Genomic DNA, 19,268 nt, shown 5'->3' on the forward strand with positions numbered 1-19,268 from the left:
ACCTGCGCAGGGCGCGACCGCCTCGCGTCGCCGCGGCCCGTCTCACAGCAGCTGCGAGGCGATGAACCCGACCAACTCCTCTTTCCTCGGGTTGAGATAGAAGTGGTTGCCCTCGAAGACCCGGACGTCCAGCTCCTCCGTCGTGACGTCCGACCACGCCGCCAGGTCCTCCACCGCGCACACGGGATCGCGGTCGCCGCCGCAGGCCGTGACGGGAACCGTCAGGCGGTGCAGGCGAGTGGGGCGGTACGTCGCCAGGAGCCCGAAGTCCGCCCGCAGGGACGGCATGATCACCGGCCGCAGCGCCGGCTGTTCGTAGAGCGCGGCGCCGTCGGGGTCCAGCTTGCGGATGTGGTCCAGGATCTCGGTGTCGCTCGGGACCGGGCGCGGCGCCAGCTCCTGGGAGAGCCGGGGCCGGGTCCGGCCCGACACGATCAGCCGGGTGGGGGTGCGGCCGGGGACCTCCGCCAGCCGGCGGGCCACCTCATAGGCCACCGCCGACCCCATGCTGTGCCCGAACAGGGCCAGCGGTACGTCGTCGGCCGACTCGTCCAGCAGGGCCTTCGTGATCGCGTCCGCCAGCTCGTCCATCGTGGGCGGACACGGCTCGGACAGACGGTCCTGGCGGCCGGGGTACTGCACCGACAGGACCTCGATCTCCGGTGGCGTCAGGGTCGCCCAGTCCTGGAAGGAGCCCGCCGCGCCGCCCGCGTGCGGAAAGCACAGCAGGCGGATCTTCGCGCCGGGCGCGCTCACGCCCCTGAACCAGCTGGTGCGGATGCGGGGGACGGTCATGCCTCCGCCTCGAACTCGGCGAGGAGGGCGTCCAGGGCGCCGTCCGCGTCGCCGTTCTGCTTCATCTCCACGATGTGTGTCGTCATGTCCTTCAGTGTGATCGGTTCCAGGAACAGCTGGATCGGCACCTCGATGCCCAAGTCGTCGCGGAGCCGTCCGGCGAGATGCACGGCCGTCAGTGAGTCGCCGCCCGCCTCGAAGTATGTCTGCGCGAGGCCGCCGGCACCGTCGAGATCCAGCGCCTCGATCACCAACTCGGCCACTTTCGTCTCCAGTTCGCTCTCCGGCGACGGCGACGGCGACGGGTCCTCGGGTACGGACGGGATCGGCGCAGCGCCGCGCAGCGTCAGGGCCCCGTAGCTCTCGCCCGCGAACGGGTACGCCGGGAGCCGCACCCGCCGTACCTCGCCGTCGAGGGCCGGCCAGGTCACCCCCTCACCCCTCAGCCAGGCCTCGCCCAGGGGGTCGACCGTCGAGTCCCGGCGGCCCTCGGCCAGCGCCGTGAGCTTGTCCGACGCCTCCCGTGGGCCGGCGGCCACGACATAGGCACGCACGGGCATCCGGACCCGGCCGGTCCGCAGGGTGTGCGCGACATCCGCCGCCGACGGGGCGTCCGCCTCGCGCAGCCGCGTCGCCAACCGGTCGGCCAGCAGCGACAGCTGGGTCTCGGTCCGCGCCGACAGCGGCAGTACGACCGGCTGGGGCGCGGCACTCGCGCGCGACCGTCGCTCCGGCGCCTCCTGCACCACCACATGCACGTTCGTGCCGCCGATGCCAACCGACGTCACGCCCGCCAGCCGGGGCAGACCCGCTCTGCTCGGCCACTCGCGCGCCTCGGTCACCAGCCGCAGCGGGGAGTTCCGCAGAGCGGCGACCGGGCGCGTGACGTCCACCGTCGGTGCCAGCGTCGCGTGCTCCAGCATCAGGATCGTCTTGATCAGCGCCGCCGCCCCGGCCGCCGCGTCCGCGTGCCCGATGTTCGACTTCACCGAGCCGATGCCGATGCCGACGCCGAGTCCACCGCCCGCCGCGGTGCCGCCCGCGAACGCCGCGCTAGCCGCCTCCAGTTCGATCCGGTCCCCGAGCTCCGTCCCGGTCCCGTGCGCCTCCACGTACTGCGCCGCCGAAGGCTCCAGACCCGCCGCCGCCCACGCCTCCGTGATCGCGGCCGTCTGCTGGTCCACCCCCGGAGCGGTGAAGCCGACCTTGCCCGCACCGTCGTTGGTGACCGCCGTGCCCCGGATCACCGCGCGCACCGGGTCGCCGTCGGCCAGCGCGTCCTCCAGCCGGCGAAGCACCAGCACGCCCGCCCCGCTGCCCGGCACCGTGCCGGCGGCCTTCTCGTCGAAGGGGCGGCAGCGGCCGTCGGGGGAGAAGATCCCGCCCTGGTAGTGGACGTAGCCCTGCCGGCGCACACTGCCGATGGACACGCCGCCCGCGAGCGCCATGTCGCACTCGCCCAGCAGCAGGGCCTGTACGGCGACATGGACGGCGGTCAGCGAGGTCGAGCAGGCCGTCTGGACCGTCATGCTCGGGCCCTGAAGGCCCAGGCGGTAGGAGATCCACGGCGCCAGGAACTCGCGGTCGGTGAGGATACGGACCTGAAGCGCCCCGATCGACGCCGCGAGCGCCGGGTCCGTCCCGGCGGCCATCGCGTGTTCGGTCGGGCTGCCGCCCACGTACACGCCCGTGCGGGAGGGGGCGTCCAGCGGGGCGTACCCGGCGTCCTCCAGGGCGGACCAGGCGGTCTCCAGCAGCACGCGGTGCTGCGGGTCGAGCGCCGCCGCCTCACCGCGGCCGAAGCCGAACAGCTCGGCCTCGAAGCGGTCCGCGTCCGCCACATACCCCTGGGCGGGGACGTAGGCGGGGTTGCGCAGTTCCGCCGGGTCCGCCCCGTCGGCCAGCAGCTCCTTCTCGGTGAAGGCGGACAGGGAGCAGACGCCGTCCCGCAGGTTGGCCCAGTACGTGTCGAGGTCGGGGGCGCCGGGGAAGCGTCCGCCCATCCCCACGACGGCCACCGCGGACTCAAGCTCGTGCGGTGCGGCTTCCTCGGTCGTCATCGCGTCGTGCCCTTCCTGGAACGGAGCTTGTGCAGGGCGGCGCGCCGGTCGCTGCCGCGCCGGGCCGCCTCCTCGTGGGGTGCGGTGTGCTCGGCCGTGCTCTCGAGATGGGCCGCCACCGCGGCGACCGTCGGATACCGGAACAGGTCGATCAGGGTCACTTCCCGGTGCTCCGGGTGTTCCTGGAGCGCCGCGAGCACGGCCAGCAGCCGTACCGAATTGCCACCCAGGTCGAAGAAGTTGTCGTGCACGCCGACCCGGTCCAGGGTCAGCACCTGCTGCCACACCGCCGCCACCCGCCGCTCGGCGTCGGTCCCCGGGGCGGCGTACGTCTCCCTCAGCTCGGGGCGCGAGGAAGGGGGCTCCGGCAGCCGGGACCGGTCGATCTTGCCGGAGCGGTTCAGCGGGAGTTCCGGCAGCCGGACGAAGACGTCCGGGACCATGTAGCCGGGGAGCCGCCCGGACAGATGGCCGCGCAGCGCCGCGTCCGGGACCTCGGCGGTGGTGACGACGTACCCCACCAGCCGCTGCCCGGCCCCTTCCCCGTGTACGGACGCCGCGGCCACCGTGACGTCGGGATGCCCCGCCAACAGGGCCTCGATCTCCCCGAGTTCGATGCGATAGCCGCGCAGTTTCACCTGGGAGTCGCTGCGGCCGAGGTAGTGCAGGACCCCGTGCGCGTCGATTCGGCACAGGTCGCCGGTGCGGTACATACGGCTGCCGGGCGGGCCGTACGGATCGGCGACGAAGCGTTCGGCCGTCATCCCGGGCCGGCCGATGTAGCCGCGTGCCAGGGAGGCACCGGCGACATACAGCTCGCCCGTCACGCCGACCGGGACCGGGCGCAGCCGCGCGTCCAGGACGTGGGCGCGGGTGCCCGGCACCGCGTGGCCGATCACCACCGGCTCGCCCGGACGCAGCTCGGCCGTGGTCGAGTACACCGTGGCCTCGCTGGGGCCGTACGCGTTGACGATCCGGCGCCCCTCCTCGCCGAGCCGCTCGACCAGCTCGGCCGGGCATGCCTCGCCGCCGACCGCGAGGGTGCGCAGTTCGGGGAGGGCGCCCGGGGCACGGGGGAGCGTCATCGCGGCGGACGGCGGCAGGAAGACGTAGGTGATACGGGAGTCCCGCAGCCGTGCCTGGAGCGCCTCGCCCAGCCGTTCGTCCTCCTGCGCGATGTGCAGCTCCGCGCCCGCGACCCAGGGGAAGAACAGGTCGGACACGGCCACGTCGAAGCCGAACGACACGAACTGCAGGACGCGGTCCGTCCCGGTCACCGGGAACACGGGTCGGACGTTCGTCGCGAGGTTCAGCAGCGAGCGGTGCTCGACCGCGACGCCTTTCGGGACGCCGGTGGAGCCGGAGGTGTAGAGGACGTAGGCGAGGTCACCGGGGGCGCAGGACACCGGGGCCGGCGCGGGTGCCGTGTCCGTGTCCTCGTCGACCCGTAGTTCCGGTACGTCTGTCCCGGCCAGGCCCGCTGTCTCCGTCGCCGTCAGCAGCAGGGACGTGCCCGAGTTGGTGATCATGTAGGCGAGGCGGGCAGCCGGATGCGCCGGGTCCAGGGGCACATATGCGGCGCCGGCGCGGAGCACCGCGAGGGCGGCGATGCCCGTGTCGGCGCCCCTCGGCAGCAGCAGGCCGACTCGGTCGCCGAGGCGTACGCCCTGCTCGCGCAGGCGGGCCGCGAGGGTGTCGGCGCGGGTCAGCAGGTCGCGGTAGGTGAGCCGTAGCCGGCCGCAGACCAGGGCGGTGGCCTCCGGCTGGGTGGCGGCGCGGTCTGCTATGAGCTCGGGTACCGACAGCGCCGCAGGGGGTGCCGCGTTGTGTCGTTGGGCGGCTGCGGGTTCGTTGTGGCTGGTCGCGCCCACGCGGCGGAGCCGCATATCGACACGGCCCGCGCCCCTTGAGGGGGTTGCCGTCCCCTGCGCCAGGAGGCGGGCGCGTTCGTCCGAAGGGAGCATGTCGACTGTCGACAAGGGCGCGTCCGGCCGATCCAACAACCCCTCCAACAGCGTCTCGAAGCACCGCACCCAGCGCCGTACCGTCTCCGCCTCGAACAGCGCGCTGCGGTGGATCAGATACGCGGCGAGATCCTCCCCCCACCGCTCCACCTGGAGATGGAAGTCGAACTTCGCTGTGTCCAGCCCCACATGGACCCGCTCGACCCGCGCTCCGGCCAGTCTCAGCGTCAGCTCGGTGTCGTCGTCGTAGCCGAACACCACCTGCACGACCGGGTCGTGGCTGATCTCGCGCGCCGGGGCGACCGCGTTCACGACCGCCTCGAACGGGGCGTCCTGGTACGGCTGGGAGTCCAGCAGCGCGGTGCGCAGGCGGTCGATCAGCTCGTGGTACGACGGGTCGCCGGACAGGTCGACGCGCAGCGCCAGGGTGTTGGTCAGCATGCCCACCATGTCCTGGAGCTCGGGGCGGTCCCGGCCGGAGACGGGGAAGCCGATCACCAGGTCCTCGGCGCCGGACAGCCGGCCCACGAAGGCGGCGTACGCGGCGAACATCCCCATGAACGGCGTACCGCCCCGCGCCCGGGCCGTTCCGGCGATCCGCTCGCGCACCCCGGCCGGCACCGTGAACCGCTCGGTGCCGCCGGCCGCTGTGCGGACCGCCCCGCGCGGCCGGTCCAGCGGCAGCGCGACCGTCTCCGGGGCGCCCCGCAGCCGCTCGGCCCAGTGGGCGACCGAGCATGCGTACGCGCCGGCCGCCTGCCGTTCCCGCTGCCAGGCGGCGAAGTCAGGGAACTGCAGCGGGAGTTCGGGCAGGGTGTGGCGCAGGCCCTTCGTCTCGTTCTCGTAGCCGGCGGACAGCTCGCGCAGCAGCACGCCCAGCGACCAGCCGTCGCAGACCAGATGGTGGGCGACGAGCAGGATGCGGTGGCTGCCGTCGGCCACGGCGTACAGCGTGCAGCGCAGCAGCGGGCCGGTCGCCACGTCGAAGGGACGGGCGGCCTCCGCGCGCATCCGCAGGTCCACCTCGGCCACCGGCACCTCGCGCTCCACGCGTGGCTCGGCACGCCCGGCGGCGGACACGATCTGCAGCGGCACCCCGCCGGGGCCGGAGCGGAAGACCGTGCGCAGCGACTCGTGCCGGGCGATCAGCGCGTCGAGGGCCCGGCCGAAGGCGGCCGTGTCGAACGGCCCGTGCACGACGAAGGCGGCCGGTACGTGGTAGGTCGCGGCGCCCGGATCCATGTGGTCCAGGACGAGCAGCCGGGCCTGCGCGTCCGAGGTCGGGAACTCGTACTCCTCGTGCTCCCCGACGATCCCTGTGCCGTCAGCGGTCATCTGCCTGTGCTCCATCCCCCGTGCGGTCGCCTGCCGGTACTGCCAGTACGTCCTCCACGGCCGCGGCGATCTCGCCGGCCGGCCCCGGTGTGAGCACATCGCTGTGCCCGCAGTCCAGTTCGTGTACGTCCACGCCGGCCGCGCAGGCCCGCCACGCCGCGCTCTTCTCCTCGGTCGTCGCCTCCGCGGCGCGGGTCGCGGAGAAGAGCGTCACCCGGCCGTCGTACGGCGAGGGCCGCCAAGCGCGGGCCATCTCGATGTACCGCCCCATGGCGTCGGCCAGGGCGCCGAGCCGCTCCTCGTCGAGGTCGCCGAGGAGCGCGCTGTGCGCGTGGACGCGTGCGACGACCTCGGCGCGCTCCAGCCGGCCGGGCCCGGCCGGCACCCCGGGCAGCGCGTTGCGCAGCAGGTTGCCCAGCGCCGCCTGCTTCACCACCGCCGGGTCCAACGGCACCCGTGCCACCTCGGGCGGCTTCGGCATCGCGTCCAGGACGGCGACCAGCGCGACCTCCTCGCCGGCCGCCCGCAACCGGACCGCCAGCTCATGGGCGAGCGGCCCACCGAAGGAACGGCCCAGCAGCAGATACGGCCCGTGTGGCCGAACCGCCCGGATGCGCGGCAGATAGTCCTGCGCCAACTCGCCGAGCGTGCGCGGCAGTCGTTGGCCGTGCAGCACCGGCGTCTGGAGCGCGTACACCGGCCGCCCGGGGGCGAGGTGCGGCAGCAGCGCCGCGTAGGCCCAGCCGAGCCCCAGCCCCGGGTGCAGACAGAACAGCGGGGGCAGGTCGCCCTCGCGGCGCAGGGTGAGCAGCGGGGCGTACGCGTCCTCGTCGCCCCCGTCCGTCGTGCCGGCGGCGAGGCGGGTGGCGAGTGCGGCCGGTGTCGGTGCCTCGAACAGCGTGGCGGGCGAGAGACGGGTCCCGAGCTCCGCCTGGATCCTCGCGGTCAGCCGCAGGGCGAGCAGCGAGTGGCCGCCATGGCCGAAGAAGTCGCCGTCCGGGCCCAGCGCGGGCACCCCGAGCACCTCGGCGAACAGTGCGCACAGCCGCTGCTCACGCCCAGGCCGGGCGATCCGACCGGGTCCCCGGTGCCCCTGCTCCGGCTCGGGTTCGGGCAGCGCGGCCCGGTCGACCTTGCCGTGCGGGGTCAGCGGCACGGCGTCCAGGGCGGCCCACGCCGACGGCAGCAGATGCGCGGGCAGGGTGCGCGCCGCGTGCTCCCGTACGAGGTTCAGATCGCCGCCCACGACGTACGCGACGAGCCTCCTGCCGCCGTCCGGTCCCGGGCGCGCGGCGACCACGGCCCGCTCCACGCCGGGGCAGTCGGCCAGGGCGGCCTCCACCTCGCCGGGCTCGATCCGGAAGCCGCGCACCTTGACCTGGTCGTCGTCGCGGCCCATGAACTCCAGCTCGCCGCCGGGAAGCCGGCGCACCAGATCGCCCGTGCGGTACATGCGGGCGCCGGGCGGCCCGTACGGGTCGGCGACGAAGCGCTCGGCGGTCTGGCCGGGACGGCTCAGGTAACCGTGGGCCAGCCCGGTGCCGGCGATGTACAGCTCGCCCACGGCGCCGGCCGGTACCGGGCGCAGCACGGGGTCGAGGACGTAGGCGCGGGTGTTGTCGAGGGGACGCCCGATGGGCACGGACGCGCCGACCTCGCCGGTCACCCGGTGGGCCGTGGCGAACACCGTCGTCTCCGTGGGCCCGTACCCGTTGACCACCCGGGTGCCGGGACAGTGCTCCCGCACTCGCCGTACCGCCTCGGGCGCCAGTACGTCCCCGCCCGCCCACACCTCGCGCACGGTGCCGAGCACCTCGGGCGCGATCTCCGCGACGGTGCGCAGGAGTTCGGCGGTGAGCCACAGGGCGGTGACGCGCGCCTCGGGCAGCAGCCGCTTGAGGAGATCGGGGGTGACGGGTCCGGGCGGGGCGACCACGACCGTGCCGCCGTTCAGCAGGGGCACCCAGATCTCGTAGGTGGCGGCGTCGAAGGTGTGTGGGCTGTGGAGGAGGACGCGCTCGTGCGTGCCGCCCGCGAAACGGGAGTCGGCGGCGAGCTCCACGACGGCCCGGTGCGGGATGACGATGCCTTTGGGCTCGCCTGTGGAGCCCGAGGTGTACATCACGTAGGCGGCGGACTCAGCATGCACCAAAGCGCTCGGCGGCGTGGCGGGCTCCGGTTCTCCCGGTCCCGGGAAGTCCAACATCCGTACCGCCACCGGGAGTTGTACGTCAGCCACCGCGACCGCGACCGCCACCCCGGCGGCCTCCACCAGCGCCGCCAGCCGTCCCGCCGGTGCCCCCGGATCCAGTGGCAGACAGCACGCCCCCGTCTTGAGTACCGCCAGCTGCGCGACGACCATCGACACGGACCGGGCCAGCGGCAGCGCGACGGTGTCGCCGGGCCGTACCCCCGCCTCCCGCAGCCGTCCCGCCAGCCGGTCGGACGCCGCGTCGAGGCCGCCGTACGTCAGCACCTCGCCGTCGGACTCGACGGCCGGCGCGTCCGGCGTACGGACCACCTGCTCGGCAAACCGCGCGGGGACGCCCGGCGTCCCGGACGTGGGACGCACCGGGCCCTCGGCCAGGGCGAGCAACTGCCGCCGCTCCTGCGGCGGGAGGACGTCGAGCCGTGCGGCCGGCGTGCCGCGGGCGGACGTCAGTGCCTCGAAGGCGTGCACCAGGCGGGCACCGACCGTGGCCGCCGACAGGCCCCGGCGGCAGCCGATCCGCAGCAGCATCCGCTCTCCGGCGACGACGGCGACCGTCACGGGGTAGTGCGTCGCGTCCCGCGTCTCGACCAGCTCGACGGCCGGGGCGGGGCCTTCGGTGCGCGGAAAGTTCTCGAACGCCAGGACCGTGTCGAAGAGTTCGCCCGCCCCGGCCGCCCGCTGCACCTCGGACAGCCGTATGTGGTGATACGGCGCCAGCCGCAGCTGCTCCCGCTGTACGCGGGCCAGTAATTCGTCGACGCCCTCCTCCGAGCGCAGCCGGATCCGCACGGGCAGCGTGTTGATGAACAGCCCCACCATCCGCTCGACGCCCGGCAGATCATGCGGCCGACCGGAGACGACCGCGCCGAAGACCAGGTCCTCGGCGCCGGTCAGGCGGGCCAGGACCAGCGCCCAGGCGGTCTGCGCCACGGTGTTGACGGTGACGCCGGCGTCGGCCGCCCGGCGGGTGATCGCGGCCGTCAGCTCGCAGGACAGCGCGACATCGACGGTGTCCTCCGGGCCGTCGGATCCGTCCGGCGGCAGCGGTGCGGGCCGAGCCAGTCCGTCCAGGGCCTCGCGCCAAGCGGCCTCCGCCCGGCTCTGGTCCTGGCCGTTCAGCCAGACCAGGTACTGCTTGAAGGGCACGGCGGGCGGCAGTTCTGCGGCCCCCGTCGTCAGTGCCTCCAGATCACGCGCGAGCAGCGGCAACGACCATCCGTCCAGCAGGATGTGGTGGAGCGTCAGCAGCAGGTCGGCGCCTTCGTCGTGCCGGATCAGCATGGCCCGTACCAGCGGCGGACGGGCCAGATCGAAGCGGCGGGCCCGGTCCTCGGCCATCAGCCGCGTGAGCTCCGCCTCCGTCTCGTCCGGCGTGCGACCCGTGAGGTCGGCCTCCGTCCACGGCAGCCGCACCGCGCGCGGGATCACCTGCACCGGACGCTCGACGTGCTCGTGCCGAAAGCACGCCCGCAGATTCGGGTGCCGTTCCAGCAGCGCGCTCACCCCGGCCCGCAGCGCCTCGGGCGCCAGGTCCGGGCCGATCCGGAAGCGGGCCTGGACCAGATACGGGTCCGGGCGCTTAGGATCGTGCAGGGCGTGGAAGAGCAGGCCCTCCTGGGCGGGGGAGAGCGGCAGCACATCCGCGATACGGCCGCCCATCAGTCGTCCCCCTCGTCGCCGAAGTCCAAGTCGCCCTCCAGCAGGGCGAGCTGGTCCGGGGACAGGTCGACCAGCGGGAAGTCGGAACTGGTGTGGCCGCCCGTGCCGTCCCGGCGGGCGTGCGCGACCAGCACCTCGATCGCCTCGCACCACAGCCGGGCCAGCTCCAGCACCTCGTCCTCGCCGAGCACCCCGCGCGCGTAGGAGAACCCGGCGCTCAGCTGCGGCCGCCCACCGTCCCGCTGAAGCACCAGCGCGTCCAGTTCCACCGCATGCCCGAGCGGCAGCGCCTCCGCGGCCATGCCGAGCAGCTCACCATCGGCCGTGTCGCCGCCGGAGAACCGGCCCAGGTAGTTGAAGCGCAGGTCGGGGGCCGTCAGTGCGGCCAGCTTCGGGGCCGTGTCCGCGTTGAGGTACCGCAGCAGACCCCAGCCGAGGCCGCCGGACGGGACCGCCCGCAGCTGCTCCTTGATCTGCTTGAGGGCCTCGCCCGCCGCGTCCTGGGCTGGCTGCCAGAAGTCCGCGCCGAGGACGGCGCCCGCGTCCAGCCGGACCGGGTACTGGGTGGTGAACCAGCCTACGGTGGCGGCGACATCGGCCGGCCGGGAGAGACCCTCACGGCCGTGCCCCTCCAGATGGACCAGGAGACCGGTGCCCTGGCCCCGGCGCCGTACGGCCGCCGCGGCCAGGGCCGTCAGCAGTACCGCGTCCGCACCGCAGTGGAAGGCCCGCGTCACCTCCGACAGCGCCGCCTCGGTGACCTCGGGCGTCAGCTCGACGGTGAGCACGCAGCGCTGCGCACCGACGCCCCGCCCGCCCGCGATCCGCGCGTCCGGGCCGCTCAGCGCCCGCTCCCACCAGGAGTACTCCACGTCCGCCGCCTCGGGCCGCACCGCCTCCCGCGCCAGCAGCCGCGCCCAGCGCGCGAAGGACGTGCCCGGGTCCCGCGGCAGCCGCTGCCCCGCCAGCCCGGCCGCCAGCTCGGGGCCCAGCAGCCGCCAGGACACCCCGTCCACCGCGAGATGGTGCACCGTCAGCAGCAGCAGCCCCGGCCGCTCGGGGCCCGGATCGAGCCAGGTGGCCCGCAGCATCTCCCCCTGCTCCGGGTCGAGCCGCACCGAAGCCGCCACCTCGTCCGCCGTCTCCCGCGGATCGGCTCCGACGGCCACCTCCACACGCCCGACGACCGCGTCGGGGACGGCCTGGGGAACCTCCAGTTCCCCGTCCACGAGCCGCATCCGCAGCACCCCGTGCCGCTCGACGAGCGCCCGCACGGCCGTTTCGACGCGCTTCGGATCCACGCCCGACGGCACGGGAAACACCATCGACTGCGTGAACGCCGTCGCGTCCCCGCCCTGATCGCGCCACCAGTGCATGACCGGCGTGAGCGGGAAGCGCCCGGTGCCGGAGTCCTCACCGAGGCCGACGTCCGTCACCTCCCGCGCGGTCAGCGCGAGCGCGGCAGGAGTACGGGCCGTGAAGACGTCACGCGGTGTGATGCCGAGCCCCGCCCCCGACGCCCGTCCCGCCAGCTGGATCGCCATGATGCTGTCGCCGCCCAGCCGGAAGAAGTCCGCATCGGCGCCGACCCGCTCGACACCCAGCACCTCCTCGAACAGGGCGCACAGCGTGACTTCACGTCCACCCTCCGGCGCCCGCCCCTCCACGCCCGGCCCGCTGTCCGGCGCGGGCAGTGCCGCCCGGTCCAGCTTGCCGCTCGGCGTCAGCGGCAGCTCGTCCAGCACCACCACGTCGGCCGGCACCATGGCGGCGGGCAGCCGACCGGCGGCGTACGCCGCCAGCGCGTCCGGCGCGGGCGCGGCGCCCGGACCGCCGACGACGTACGCGACGAGCCGTGGCCTGCCCGGCCGGTCCTCCCGTACGACGGCCACCGCGCGCCGCACCGAAGGGTGCCCGGTGAGGACGGCCGCGATCTCGCCCGGCTCGATGCGGTGGCCCCGGATCTTCACCTGGTCGTCGCTCCGGCCAAGGTGCTCCAACTGCCCGTCGTCCCGGCGTCGGGCGAGATCGCCCGTGCGGTACATGCGCTCGCCGGGCGCCCCGTACGGGTCGGCGACGAACCGCTCGGCACTCGCCCCTGGCCGGCCCAGATAGCCGTACGCCAGTCCCGGCCCCGCCAGATACAGCTCCCCGCACACCCCCGGCGGCACCGGCCGCAGCCGCTCGTCGAGCACGTACGCCCGTGTGCCCGGGATCGGGGCGCCGATCGGCGGGGGAGTGCCGTCGCCGGTCAGCGGGCCCGAGACGGTGGCGGCGACGGTGAACTCGGTGGGCCCGTAGGCGTTGTGGAACCGACGCCCGCCGACCGCCCACCGGGCCACCAGCTCCGGCGGACATGCCTCCGCACCCACCGCCAGCGACCGCAGCTCCGGGTACTCCCCGGCGGGCAGGCTCGCCAGCACGGACGGCGGCATCATCGCGGCGCTGATCCGCATCCCGGTCAGCACACCGGCCAACTCCGCCCCGGCGAGCGGCCCTTCGGGCGGCACGACAAGAGTGCCGCCGGAACCGAACGCCATGCACATCTCGGCCACGGAAATGTCGAACGCGGGCGACCCGAGCTGCAGCACCCTGCTGTCGGCGGCCAACGCCATGGAGCCCACGAGCCCTTGAGCGAGGGCGGCCAGACCGGTGTGGGGGACGACGACGCCTTTGGGACGGCCGGTGGATCCGGAGGTGTGTATGACGTACGCCGCTTCAAGCGCCCTGAAGGGGCGCGGGGAACTGCGCGACCAGCCACGATGGCGCGGCAGACGGTCCACGCCATGTCGTGGCAATTCCAGCGAAGCGCCCAGCACTAACGTCGGCACATCCGTATCGACCGGCACGCCCCGTTCGCCGACGATCAGCAGCACCGGAGCCGCGTCCTCCAGCGCGAGCGAGATCCGCTCCGCGGGATAGCCAGGGTCGATCGGCAGATACGCCGCACCGGCCCGTTGCACCGCCAGCGCCGCAGGCACCATCGCCCCGGTGCGCCCCAGCGCGAGGGCCACGACCTCCCCGGGCCCCGCCCCGCGCTCGGCGAACGCCGCGGCCAACCGGTCGACCCGGTCCATCAGTTCGGCGTAGGTCAGCGCCGGCGCCGCGCCCTCCAACGCGGGCGCGTCCGGGGTGCGGGCCGCCTGCCGGGCCACCAGGTCGGGCAGAGTCAGCGGCTCGGGGGCGGCCGGACCGAGGCCGAGCTCCAGCAGCCGCTTCCCGCCCGCCTCGGACACCAGACCGACCTCGGCGAGCGGCACCTCCGGGTCGGCGGTGAAGCGCCGCAACAGCTCCAGATAGGCATCCGTCCAGTGCCGTACGGCGCCGGCGCCGAAGAGGGACGTACGGATCTCGAAACTGCCGTCCATCGTGTCGTCGTCGGCGTCCCGGACGATGCCCACGAGGTCGTGCTCACCGCCCGTGTGGATCCGTTCGGGCTCGCTGAACTCCCGCAGGGCGGCCACGCTGCGCTGCTGGGTGAGGTGCATGAACACCCACTGGAACAGCGGGGAGCGCCCGGCGCTGCGGTCCGGCGCGACCGTGGAGACGATCCGGCCGACCGGCACATCGGCGTTGGCCATCAGCTCGGGGAAGTCCGTCGCGAACCGGGCCAGTACATCGGCGAAGGAGTCCCCGGGCCGGATCCGCCAGCGGGTCGGGATGGCGTTCATGACGTACCCGATGACCCGCTCCAGGCCCTTGGCGGCCCGGTTGGCCGTCGGGGTGCCGAGCACCATGTCGTCGGCGCCGGTGAGGCGGTGCGCCAGGACCGCGAAGGCCGCCATCAGGACGACGTACACCGAGGCGCCGCGCTCCCGGGCCAGGGCCCGTACGGCCCGGGCGGTCGGGGCGTCGACCTTGAACGGCACCTGTGCGATGCCCTCCGCCAGGCCCGTCCCGCCGCCCGGCACGGTCAGCGCACCAGGCGGCTCGGCGAGGTAGCGGCGCCAGAAGTCCAGCCGCGCCTCGAAGACACCGGCCTCCTCCAACTCGCCCTGCCAGGACGCGAAGTCGGCGTACTGGATGCGGGGCCTGGCCGACGTCGGTTCCGTTCCGGCGCGCAGCGCGCGGTGGGCCTCGGCGAACTCGGCCTGGAGCACGTCGAAGGACCACCAGTCGGCGATGACGTGGTGCAGGCTGAGCATCAGGGTGGTCCGCCGGTCGTCGACCGTGACGAACCGGGCCCGCATCAGCGGTTCGCCGGCCAGGTCGAAGGGGCGCCGCCGGAAGGTCTCGAAGGCCTCGGCGATGGTGGTGCCGGAGCCCCGCAGGTCCTCCCGCTCCAGCCGGAAGCGGTCCTCGGGCGGGAAGGTGACGCCGAGGGCGCCCGGTTCGCCGCCGATGCGCGCCCGCAGGATGTCGTGGTGGGCCCGGACCTGGGTCAGTGCCCGCTCCAGCAGGTCCGGCTCGACCGGATCCTCGAAGTGGTAGGCGCAGCAGAGATTGAGCGCGGGAGTGCCGGGATACAGCGACTCGTACACCCACAGGTCCTGCTGCGCCGGACTGAGGGGCACCGGTCCGTCCCCGTCGCGCGGCGGTACGACCGCCGGGACCAGCCCCGCCTGCCCGGACTCCACGAGCCGCCGCATCAACCGGACGCGCTGCTCACCGCTGAGCGCGCTGAAGCGGTCCGCCATCGATGCGCCCGAAGGGGCGGTCATGCCACGTCCTCCCGCAGTTCCGCCAGCCGGTGCAGCCCGGCCAGCACCTCGTCACGGCCGAGGCCGAAGTCCACGAAGCAGGCGACCTCGTCACAGCCCAGCTCGCGCAGATCGGCGAGCATCTTCCGGCAGGTCCCGGCGGAGCCGAGCAGACTGCCCCAGGTCAGATAGCGGTGGAAGGCGAACTCGGCGAGCAGCGCGGTCTGTTCGTCGGTCAGCTCCGCCGTCGCCTTGTCGGCCGTGCGGTTGGCCGTGGTCTGCCGGACATACGACTGCAGATACCGCTTCAGCGGTACGGCGGTCAGCCGCCGCGCCTCCTCGTCGTCCGCGCCGACGAACGTGTGCGCCATCAGCGTCACCCGGCCGTGCGCGTCGGTGCCGCCCTGGTCGGGGGCGGCGGCGCAGGCGGCCCGGTACCGGGCGATCTTCTCGGCCAGTTCCTCCCGGCTCTGCCCGACGGTCGCCCCGAGCACCCCGGTGCGCAGCCGTCCGGCCGCCTCCCAGGTCGCCGGGTTGCCGGAGCTGGTCAGCCACAGCGGGAGGGTGTCCTGCACGGGCCGGGGCTGCGGCAGCACGGCGACCGAGGCGCCGGTGCCGTCGGTGAACTCGGCCGGCTCGCCCGCCCACAGCCGCCGCAGCAGCGGGATGTCCCGCAGGGTCCGCTCACGGCGGTCCTCGTAGTTGCCGGGTGCGAGAACGAAGTCGGCGGAGTGCCAGCCCGTCGCCGCCGACAGCCCGATCCGCCCGCGCGAGAGGTTGTCGACGACCGCCCAGTCCTCCGCGATCCGCAGCGGATGGTGCAGTGGCAGGATCACGCTGCCCGCCCGGATGTTGATCCGCTCGGTGGCCACCGCGAGCGCAGCGCTGAGCACCGGCGGACTCGGGAACACCTGTCCCACCTGCTGGAAGTGCCGCTCCGGCGTCCAGATCGCGTGGAAGCCGAGCCGGTCCGCGGTACGCGCGACGGTGAGGATGTCGTCGTAGACCTCGCTGTGCCGCGGCGGGCCGCCGGCCGGGGAGCCGGCGGGCGTGTCGGCGCCGAAGAACATCACGCTCAGGTCCATGGCACCTCCTTCCGGGTGGAGTCGGTACGGCCGTCGGGGCGGGGCTGCCGGGGAACACGCGGCCGGCGCGGAATGGGCGCCGGTGCCGCGGGTGCCTCGGCCGGCGCCCGCTCCAGCTCGGCGGCGAGGGCGGCGACGGTGGGCGAGGCGAACAGCTGGGCGGTGGTCACCGTGCGCCCCGCGCCGGTGAGGCGGGCCGCGACCCGCACCGCGCGCAGGGAGTTGCCGCCCAGCCGGAAGAAGTCGTCGTGGGGCCCGATGTGCTCCACGCCGAGGACGTCGGACCAGACGGCGGCGATCTCCCGGTGCAGGGCGGAGTCCACCGGGCCGCCGGTGGTGCGGGCCGGGGCGAGCACCGCGTCCCGGGCCGCGTCCGCACGCCGGGGAGGCTCGGGCAGCGGGAGCCGGGACAGGGGCACGTCCGGCTTGGCGGCCGCCGCCCGCAGCGCCTCGACGACCGCGTCCGCCAGCCACTCGGCGAACTCCGGCGCCAGACAGGAGGTCCGGTACTCGAAGACCAGCGTCATGCCGTCCGGCGCGCCCGCCGGCCCGTGGTCGTCCGTCACGTCCACCAGCAGCTCGAACCGCGCGGTGCCGGTGCGCAACGGCTCCACACCGGTCTCGGCACCGGGCAGGTCCACCTCGGCGCGGGCGTTGTTCTGCAACGCCAGCACCACTTCGGTGAAGGGCTGCCGCCCCGCTTGCCGTACCGGGTTGAGCGCGTCCACGACCTCCTCGAACGGCACGTCGTGGTGGGCGAAGGCGTTCAGCGCCGCCTCCCGGACCCGGGCGAGCAGGTGCCGTCCGGTGGGGTCGCCGGAGGCGTCGGCGCGCAGCACCAGCATGTTGACGAAGAACCCGACGACGTCGTCCACCGTGCCGTCGTGCCCCCGTCCGGCGATCGGCGACCCGACCGCGAGATCCTCCCCCGCCCCCGCCCGCACCAGCGCCGCGGCCAGGGCGGCATGCAGCGCCATGAACAGCGTCGCGCCCTCCGTCCGCGCCGCCTCGACGATCCGCGCGTGCGCCGCCGCGTCCAGCCGTCGTACGACGGTGGCGGCGTCCTTGCCCGGCACGGCGGGCCGTCCGGGACGCCGGGGGAGCAGCGGGCCGCCGGCCGGCAGTTCGGCCAACGCCTTGCGCCAGAAGGCGAGCTGGGTCGCGGCGAGTGACCCCGGTGCGTCCGCCGAGCCGAGCCGCCGCCGCTGACGGCGCGCGAAGTCGGCGTACGGCACGGGCAGCGGGGCGAGCCGCGGTACGGCACCGGAGGTCCGGTCGGCGTACGCGCGCGAGAGGTCCCGGAACAGCGGGGGCAGCGACCAGCCGTCGCCCGCGATGTGGTGCAGCACGAGCAGCAGAGCGTGCTCGTCCGGCCGGTCGAGGACACTGAAGAGCACGGCGTGCAGGGGGAGTTCGGCGGAGAGGTCGAAGCGGTGCCGGGCGGCCTCGGTCACGGCCCTCGTCAACTCACCTGACTCGACGTCGACTTGCCGCAGTCGAGGCCGTGCCTCGGGGCCGTCCAGGACCCGCTGTCCCGGCTCGCCGTCCCTCTCCTCGAAGACGGTTCGCAGCGCCGTCTGCCGGGCCGCCACATCCCCGAGGGCCGCCCGCAGCGCCTCGGCGTCGATCGCGCCGCGCAGCCGCACCAGCACCGGAAGGGTGTACGCGGTGCCCGCGTCGACCCGGTCAAGGAACCACAGGCGGCGCTGGGCGTGGGACAGGGGCAGCGCGGCCCCGTCCCGGGGCGGTGCGGGCACATCGACCGGTTCGTCCCGCTCGGCCTTGTCCACGTGCGGCACCAGCGCCGCCGGTGTCCGGCACTCGAACAGCGTCCGTACGCCGACCCGCGCGCCCAGCGTCAGCTGGATCCGCCCCAGCAGCCGCGCCACCATCAGGGAGTTGCCGCCGAGCGCGAAGAAGTCGTCCTCGGGACCCACCGACGCCACCCCCAGCACCTCGGAGAACAGCCCGCACAGCGCCTCCTCGACCGCGCCCGACGGCTGCCGTCCGGCCTGCGAGGCGAGCGAGCCGGTGACCGGGCCGGGCTCCGGCAGGGCGGCGCGGTCCAGCTTGCCGTTGGCGGTGAGGGGCAGGGCGTCCAGGAGCACGAAGGCGGCCGGGACCAGGTAGTCGGCCAGCACATGCGCGGCGTGCTCGCGTAACTCCCGCTCGCAGAGGGACCGCTGATGTCCCTCGCGGGGAACCACGTAGGCGATGAGCCGCTTGTCACCGGTGACGTCCGGGCGCGCGACGACGGCGGCCCGCAGGACGCCGGGATGCCCTGCGAGGACCGTCTCCACCTCGCCGGGCTCCACCCGGAACCCGCGGATCTTCACCTGGGAGTCGGCCCGCCCCAGATACTCCAGCACCCCGTCGGCCCGGCGCCGCACCAGGTCCCCGGTCCGGTACATACGGTCACCGGCGGGCCCGTACGGGTCGGCCACGAAGCGCTCGGCGGTCAGCCCGGGCCGGCCGCGGTAGCCGAGCGCGACACCCGCCCCGGCGGCGTACAGCTCACCCGTCTCGCCGTCCGCGACGGGCCGCAGCCGCGTGTCCAGCACCCGGAGCCGTTTGCCGGCCAGCGGGCGGCCGATCGGCACCGGCCCGCCGTTCCGCAACTCCTCGGCGGTGACCTGGTGGACGGTCAGGAAGACCATGCCCTCGACGGGCCCGTAGCCGTTGCTCAGCCTCAGCCCGGGGTGGCGCTCCAAGGTGCGGGCCGCGTGCGCGGGGGACATCGGCTCACCGCCGACGATCAGTTCGCGGACGCCGGCGAGGGCTCGCGGGTACTCGTCGACGATCACGTGGAACAGGGACGCGGAGAGGTAGACGGAGGTGACGGCGTGCCGGGCGGCCAGGCCGGCGATCACCACGGGGTCGGGGCGCTGCCCCGGGTGCAGTACGCACAGGCCGCCGTTCAGCAGGGGGCCCCACAGCTCCAGCGCGAACGCGTCCCAGGACACCGGGGAGCACTGCAGCCACACCGCGCCGGCCCCGAAGTAGGCGAAGTCCTGCCCGGTCAGCGTCCCGGTGATCGCCGCGTGGGAGGCGACGATGCCTTTGGGGCGGCCGGTCGAGCCGGAGGTGAACATCACGCAGGCGGGGTCGTGGGGTCGTATCGCCACCTGGCCGGACCGCAGGGGCCGTACCCGCTCGGCGTCCTCGACCTCGATCGACTCGGCGACGTCGATCGGTTGACGGCTGCCGCGCCGGGACACCACCACGCCGACCCCGGCGTCGGCCGCCATCCCGCGCAGCCGTTCCACCGGGAAGTCCGGGTCGAGCATCACGTAGCCGGCGCCGGCCTTGAGCGTGCCAAGCAGCGCCACCGCCATCTCGGCGGACCGCTCCAGATGCACGCCGACCAGGGTCCCCGGCCGCACCCCGTGCTCCCGGAGCAGCGCGGCCAACCGGGCGGCACGGGCGTCCAGTTCGCCGTAACTCAGCCGGTCGTCAGCGGACACCAGCGCGGTCGCCGCCGGTGTGCGCCGAACCTGTTCCTCGAAGAGTTCATGCAC

At 74.4% G+C, this 19,268-nt stretch carries 7 protein-coding genes; all 7 read right to left on the reverse strand.

The window, feature by feature from the left end:
* Positions 1-42: 42 nt before the first annotated feature.
* The 7 genes from ACFQ6S_RS26500 to ACFQ6S_RS26530 are packed head-to-tail and all read right to left on the reverse strand — an operon-like array spanning position 43 to position 19,268.
* Entirely contained in the window at positions 43-795 is a 753-nt protein-coding gene (locus ACFQ6S_RS26500; protein ID WP_383414650.1) for a thioesterase II family protein, read from the reverse strand.
* A complete protein-coding gene (locus tag ACFQ6S_RS26505; RefSeq protein ID WP_383414652.1) occupies positions 792-2,855 on the reverse strand; it encodes a beta-ketoacyl synthase N-terminal-like domain-containing protein in 2,064 nt (687 codons plus the stop codon). The genes ACFQ6S_RS26500 and ACFQ6S_RS26505 overlap by 4 nt, the downstream gene beginning before the upstream one ends.
* Positions 2,852-6,154 (reverse strand): amino acid adenylation domain-containing protein, encoded by a 3,303-nt coding sequence (locus ACFQ6S_RS26510; RefSeq protein ID WP_383414655.1) that lies wholly within the window; start codon positions 6,152-6,154, stop codon positions 2,852-2,854. Before ACFQ6S_RS26510 ends, ACFQ6S_RS26505 begins: the two co-directional genes overlap by 4 nt.
* Positions 6,144-10,025: an amino acid adenylation domain-containing protein gene (locus tag ACFQ6S_RS26515; RefSeq protein WP_383414657.1), complete on the reverse strand. Its 3,882-nt coding sequence runs from the start codon at positions 10,023-10,025 to the stop codon at positions 6,144-6,146. The genes ACFQ6S_RS26510 and ACFQ6S_RS26515 overlap by 11 nt, the downstream gene beginning before the upstream one ends.
* Complete coding sequence (locus tag ACFQ6S_RS26520) at positions 10,025-14,686, reverse strand: amino acid adenylation domain-containing protein (protein ID WP_383414659.1); 4,662 nt, start codon at positions 14,684-14,686, stop codon at positions 10,025-10,027. Before ACFQ6S_RS26520 ends, ACFQ6S_RS26515 begins: the two co-directional genes overlap by 1 nt.
* Entirely contained in the window at positions 14,683-15,750 is a 1,068-nt protein-coding gene (locus ACFQ6S_RS26525) for a MupA/Atu3671 family FMN-dependent luciferase-like monooxygenase (RefSeq protein ID WP_383414662.1), read from the reverse strand. The genes ACFQ6S_RS26520 and ACFQ6S_RS26525 overlap by 4 nt, the downstream gene beginning before the upstream one ends.
* Complete coding sequence (locus ACFQ6S_RS26530; RefSeq protein ID WP_383415832.1) at positions 15,741-19,268, reverse strand: amino acid adenylation domain-containing protein; 3,528 nt, start codon at positions 19,266-19,268, stop codon at positions 15,741-15,743. Before ACFQ6S_RS26530 ends, ACFQ6S_RS26525 begins: the two co-directional genes overlap by 10 nt.

Origin of the sequence: Streptomyces sp. NPDC056479 (genome assembly GCF_042795335.1) — a bacterium.
In the GTDB taxonomy this organism is placed as follows: domain Bacteria; phylum Actinomycetota; class Actinomycetes; order Streptomycetales; family Streptomycetaceae; genus Streptomyces.

What these genes read in the sequence shown, in the direction of transcription:
- ACFQ6S_RS26500 (WP_383414650.1), bottom strand. Translation starts at nt 795, where the DNA reads ATGACCGTCCCCCGCATCCGCACCAGCTGGTTCAGGGGCGTGAGCGCG.
- ACFQ6S_RS26505 (WP_383414652.1), bottom strand. Translation starts at nt 2,855, where the DNA reads ATGACGACCGAGGAAGCCGCACCGCACGAGCTTGAGTCCGCGGTGGCC.
- ACFQ6S_RS26510 (WP_383414655.1), bottom strand. Translation starts at nt 6,154, where the DNA reads ATGACCGCTGACGGCACAGGGATCGTCGGGGAGCACGAGGAGTACGAG.
- ACFQ6S_RS26515 (WP_383414657.1), bottom strand. Translation starts at nt 10,025, where the DNA reads ATGGGCGGCCGTATCGCGGATGTGCTGCCGCTCTCCCCCGCCCAGGAG.
- ACFQ6S_RS26520 (WP_383414659.1), bottom strand. Translation starts at nt 14,686, where the DNA reads ATGACCGCCCCTTCGGGCGCATCGATGGCGGACCGCTTCAGCGCGCTC.
- ACFQ6S_RS26525 (WP_383414662.1), bottom strand. Translation starts at nt 15,750, where the DNA reads ATGGACCTGAGCGTGATGTTCTTCGGCGCCGACACGCCCGCCGGCTCC.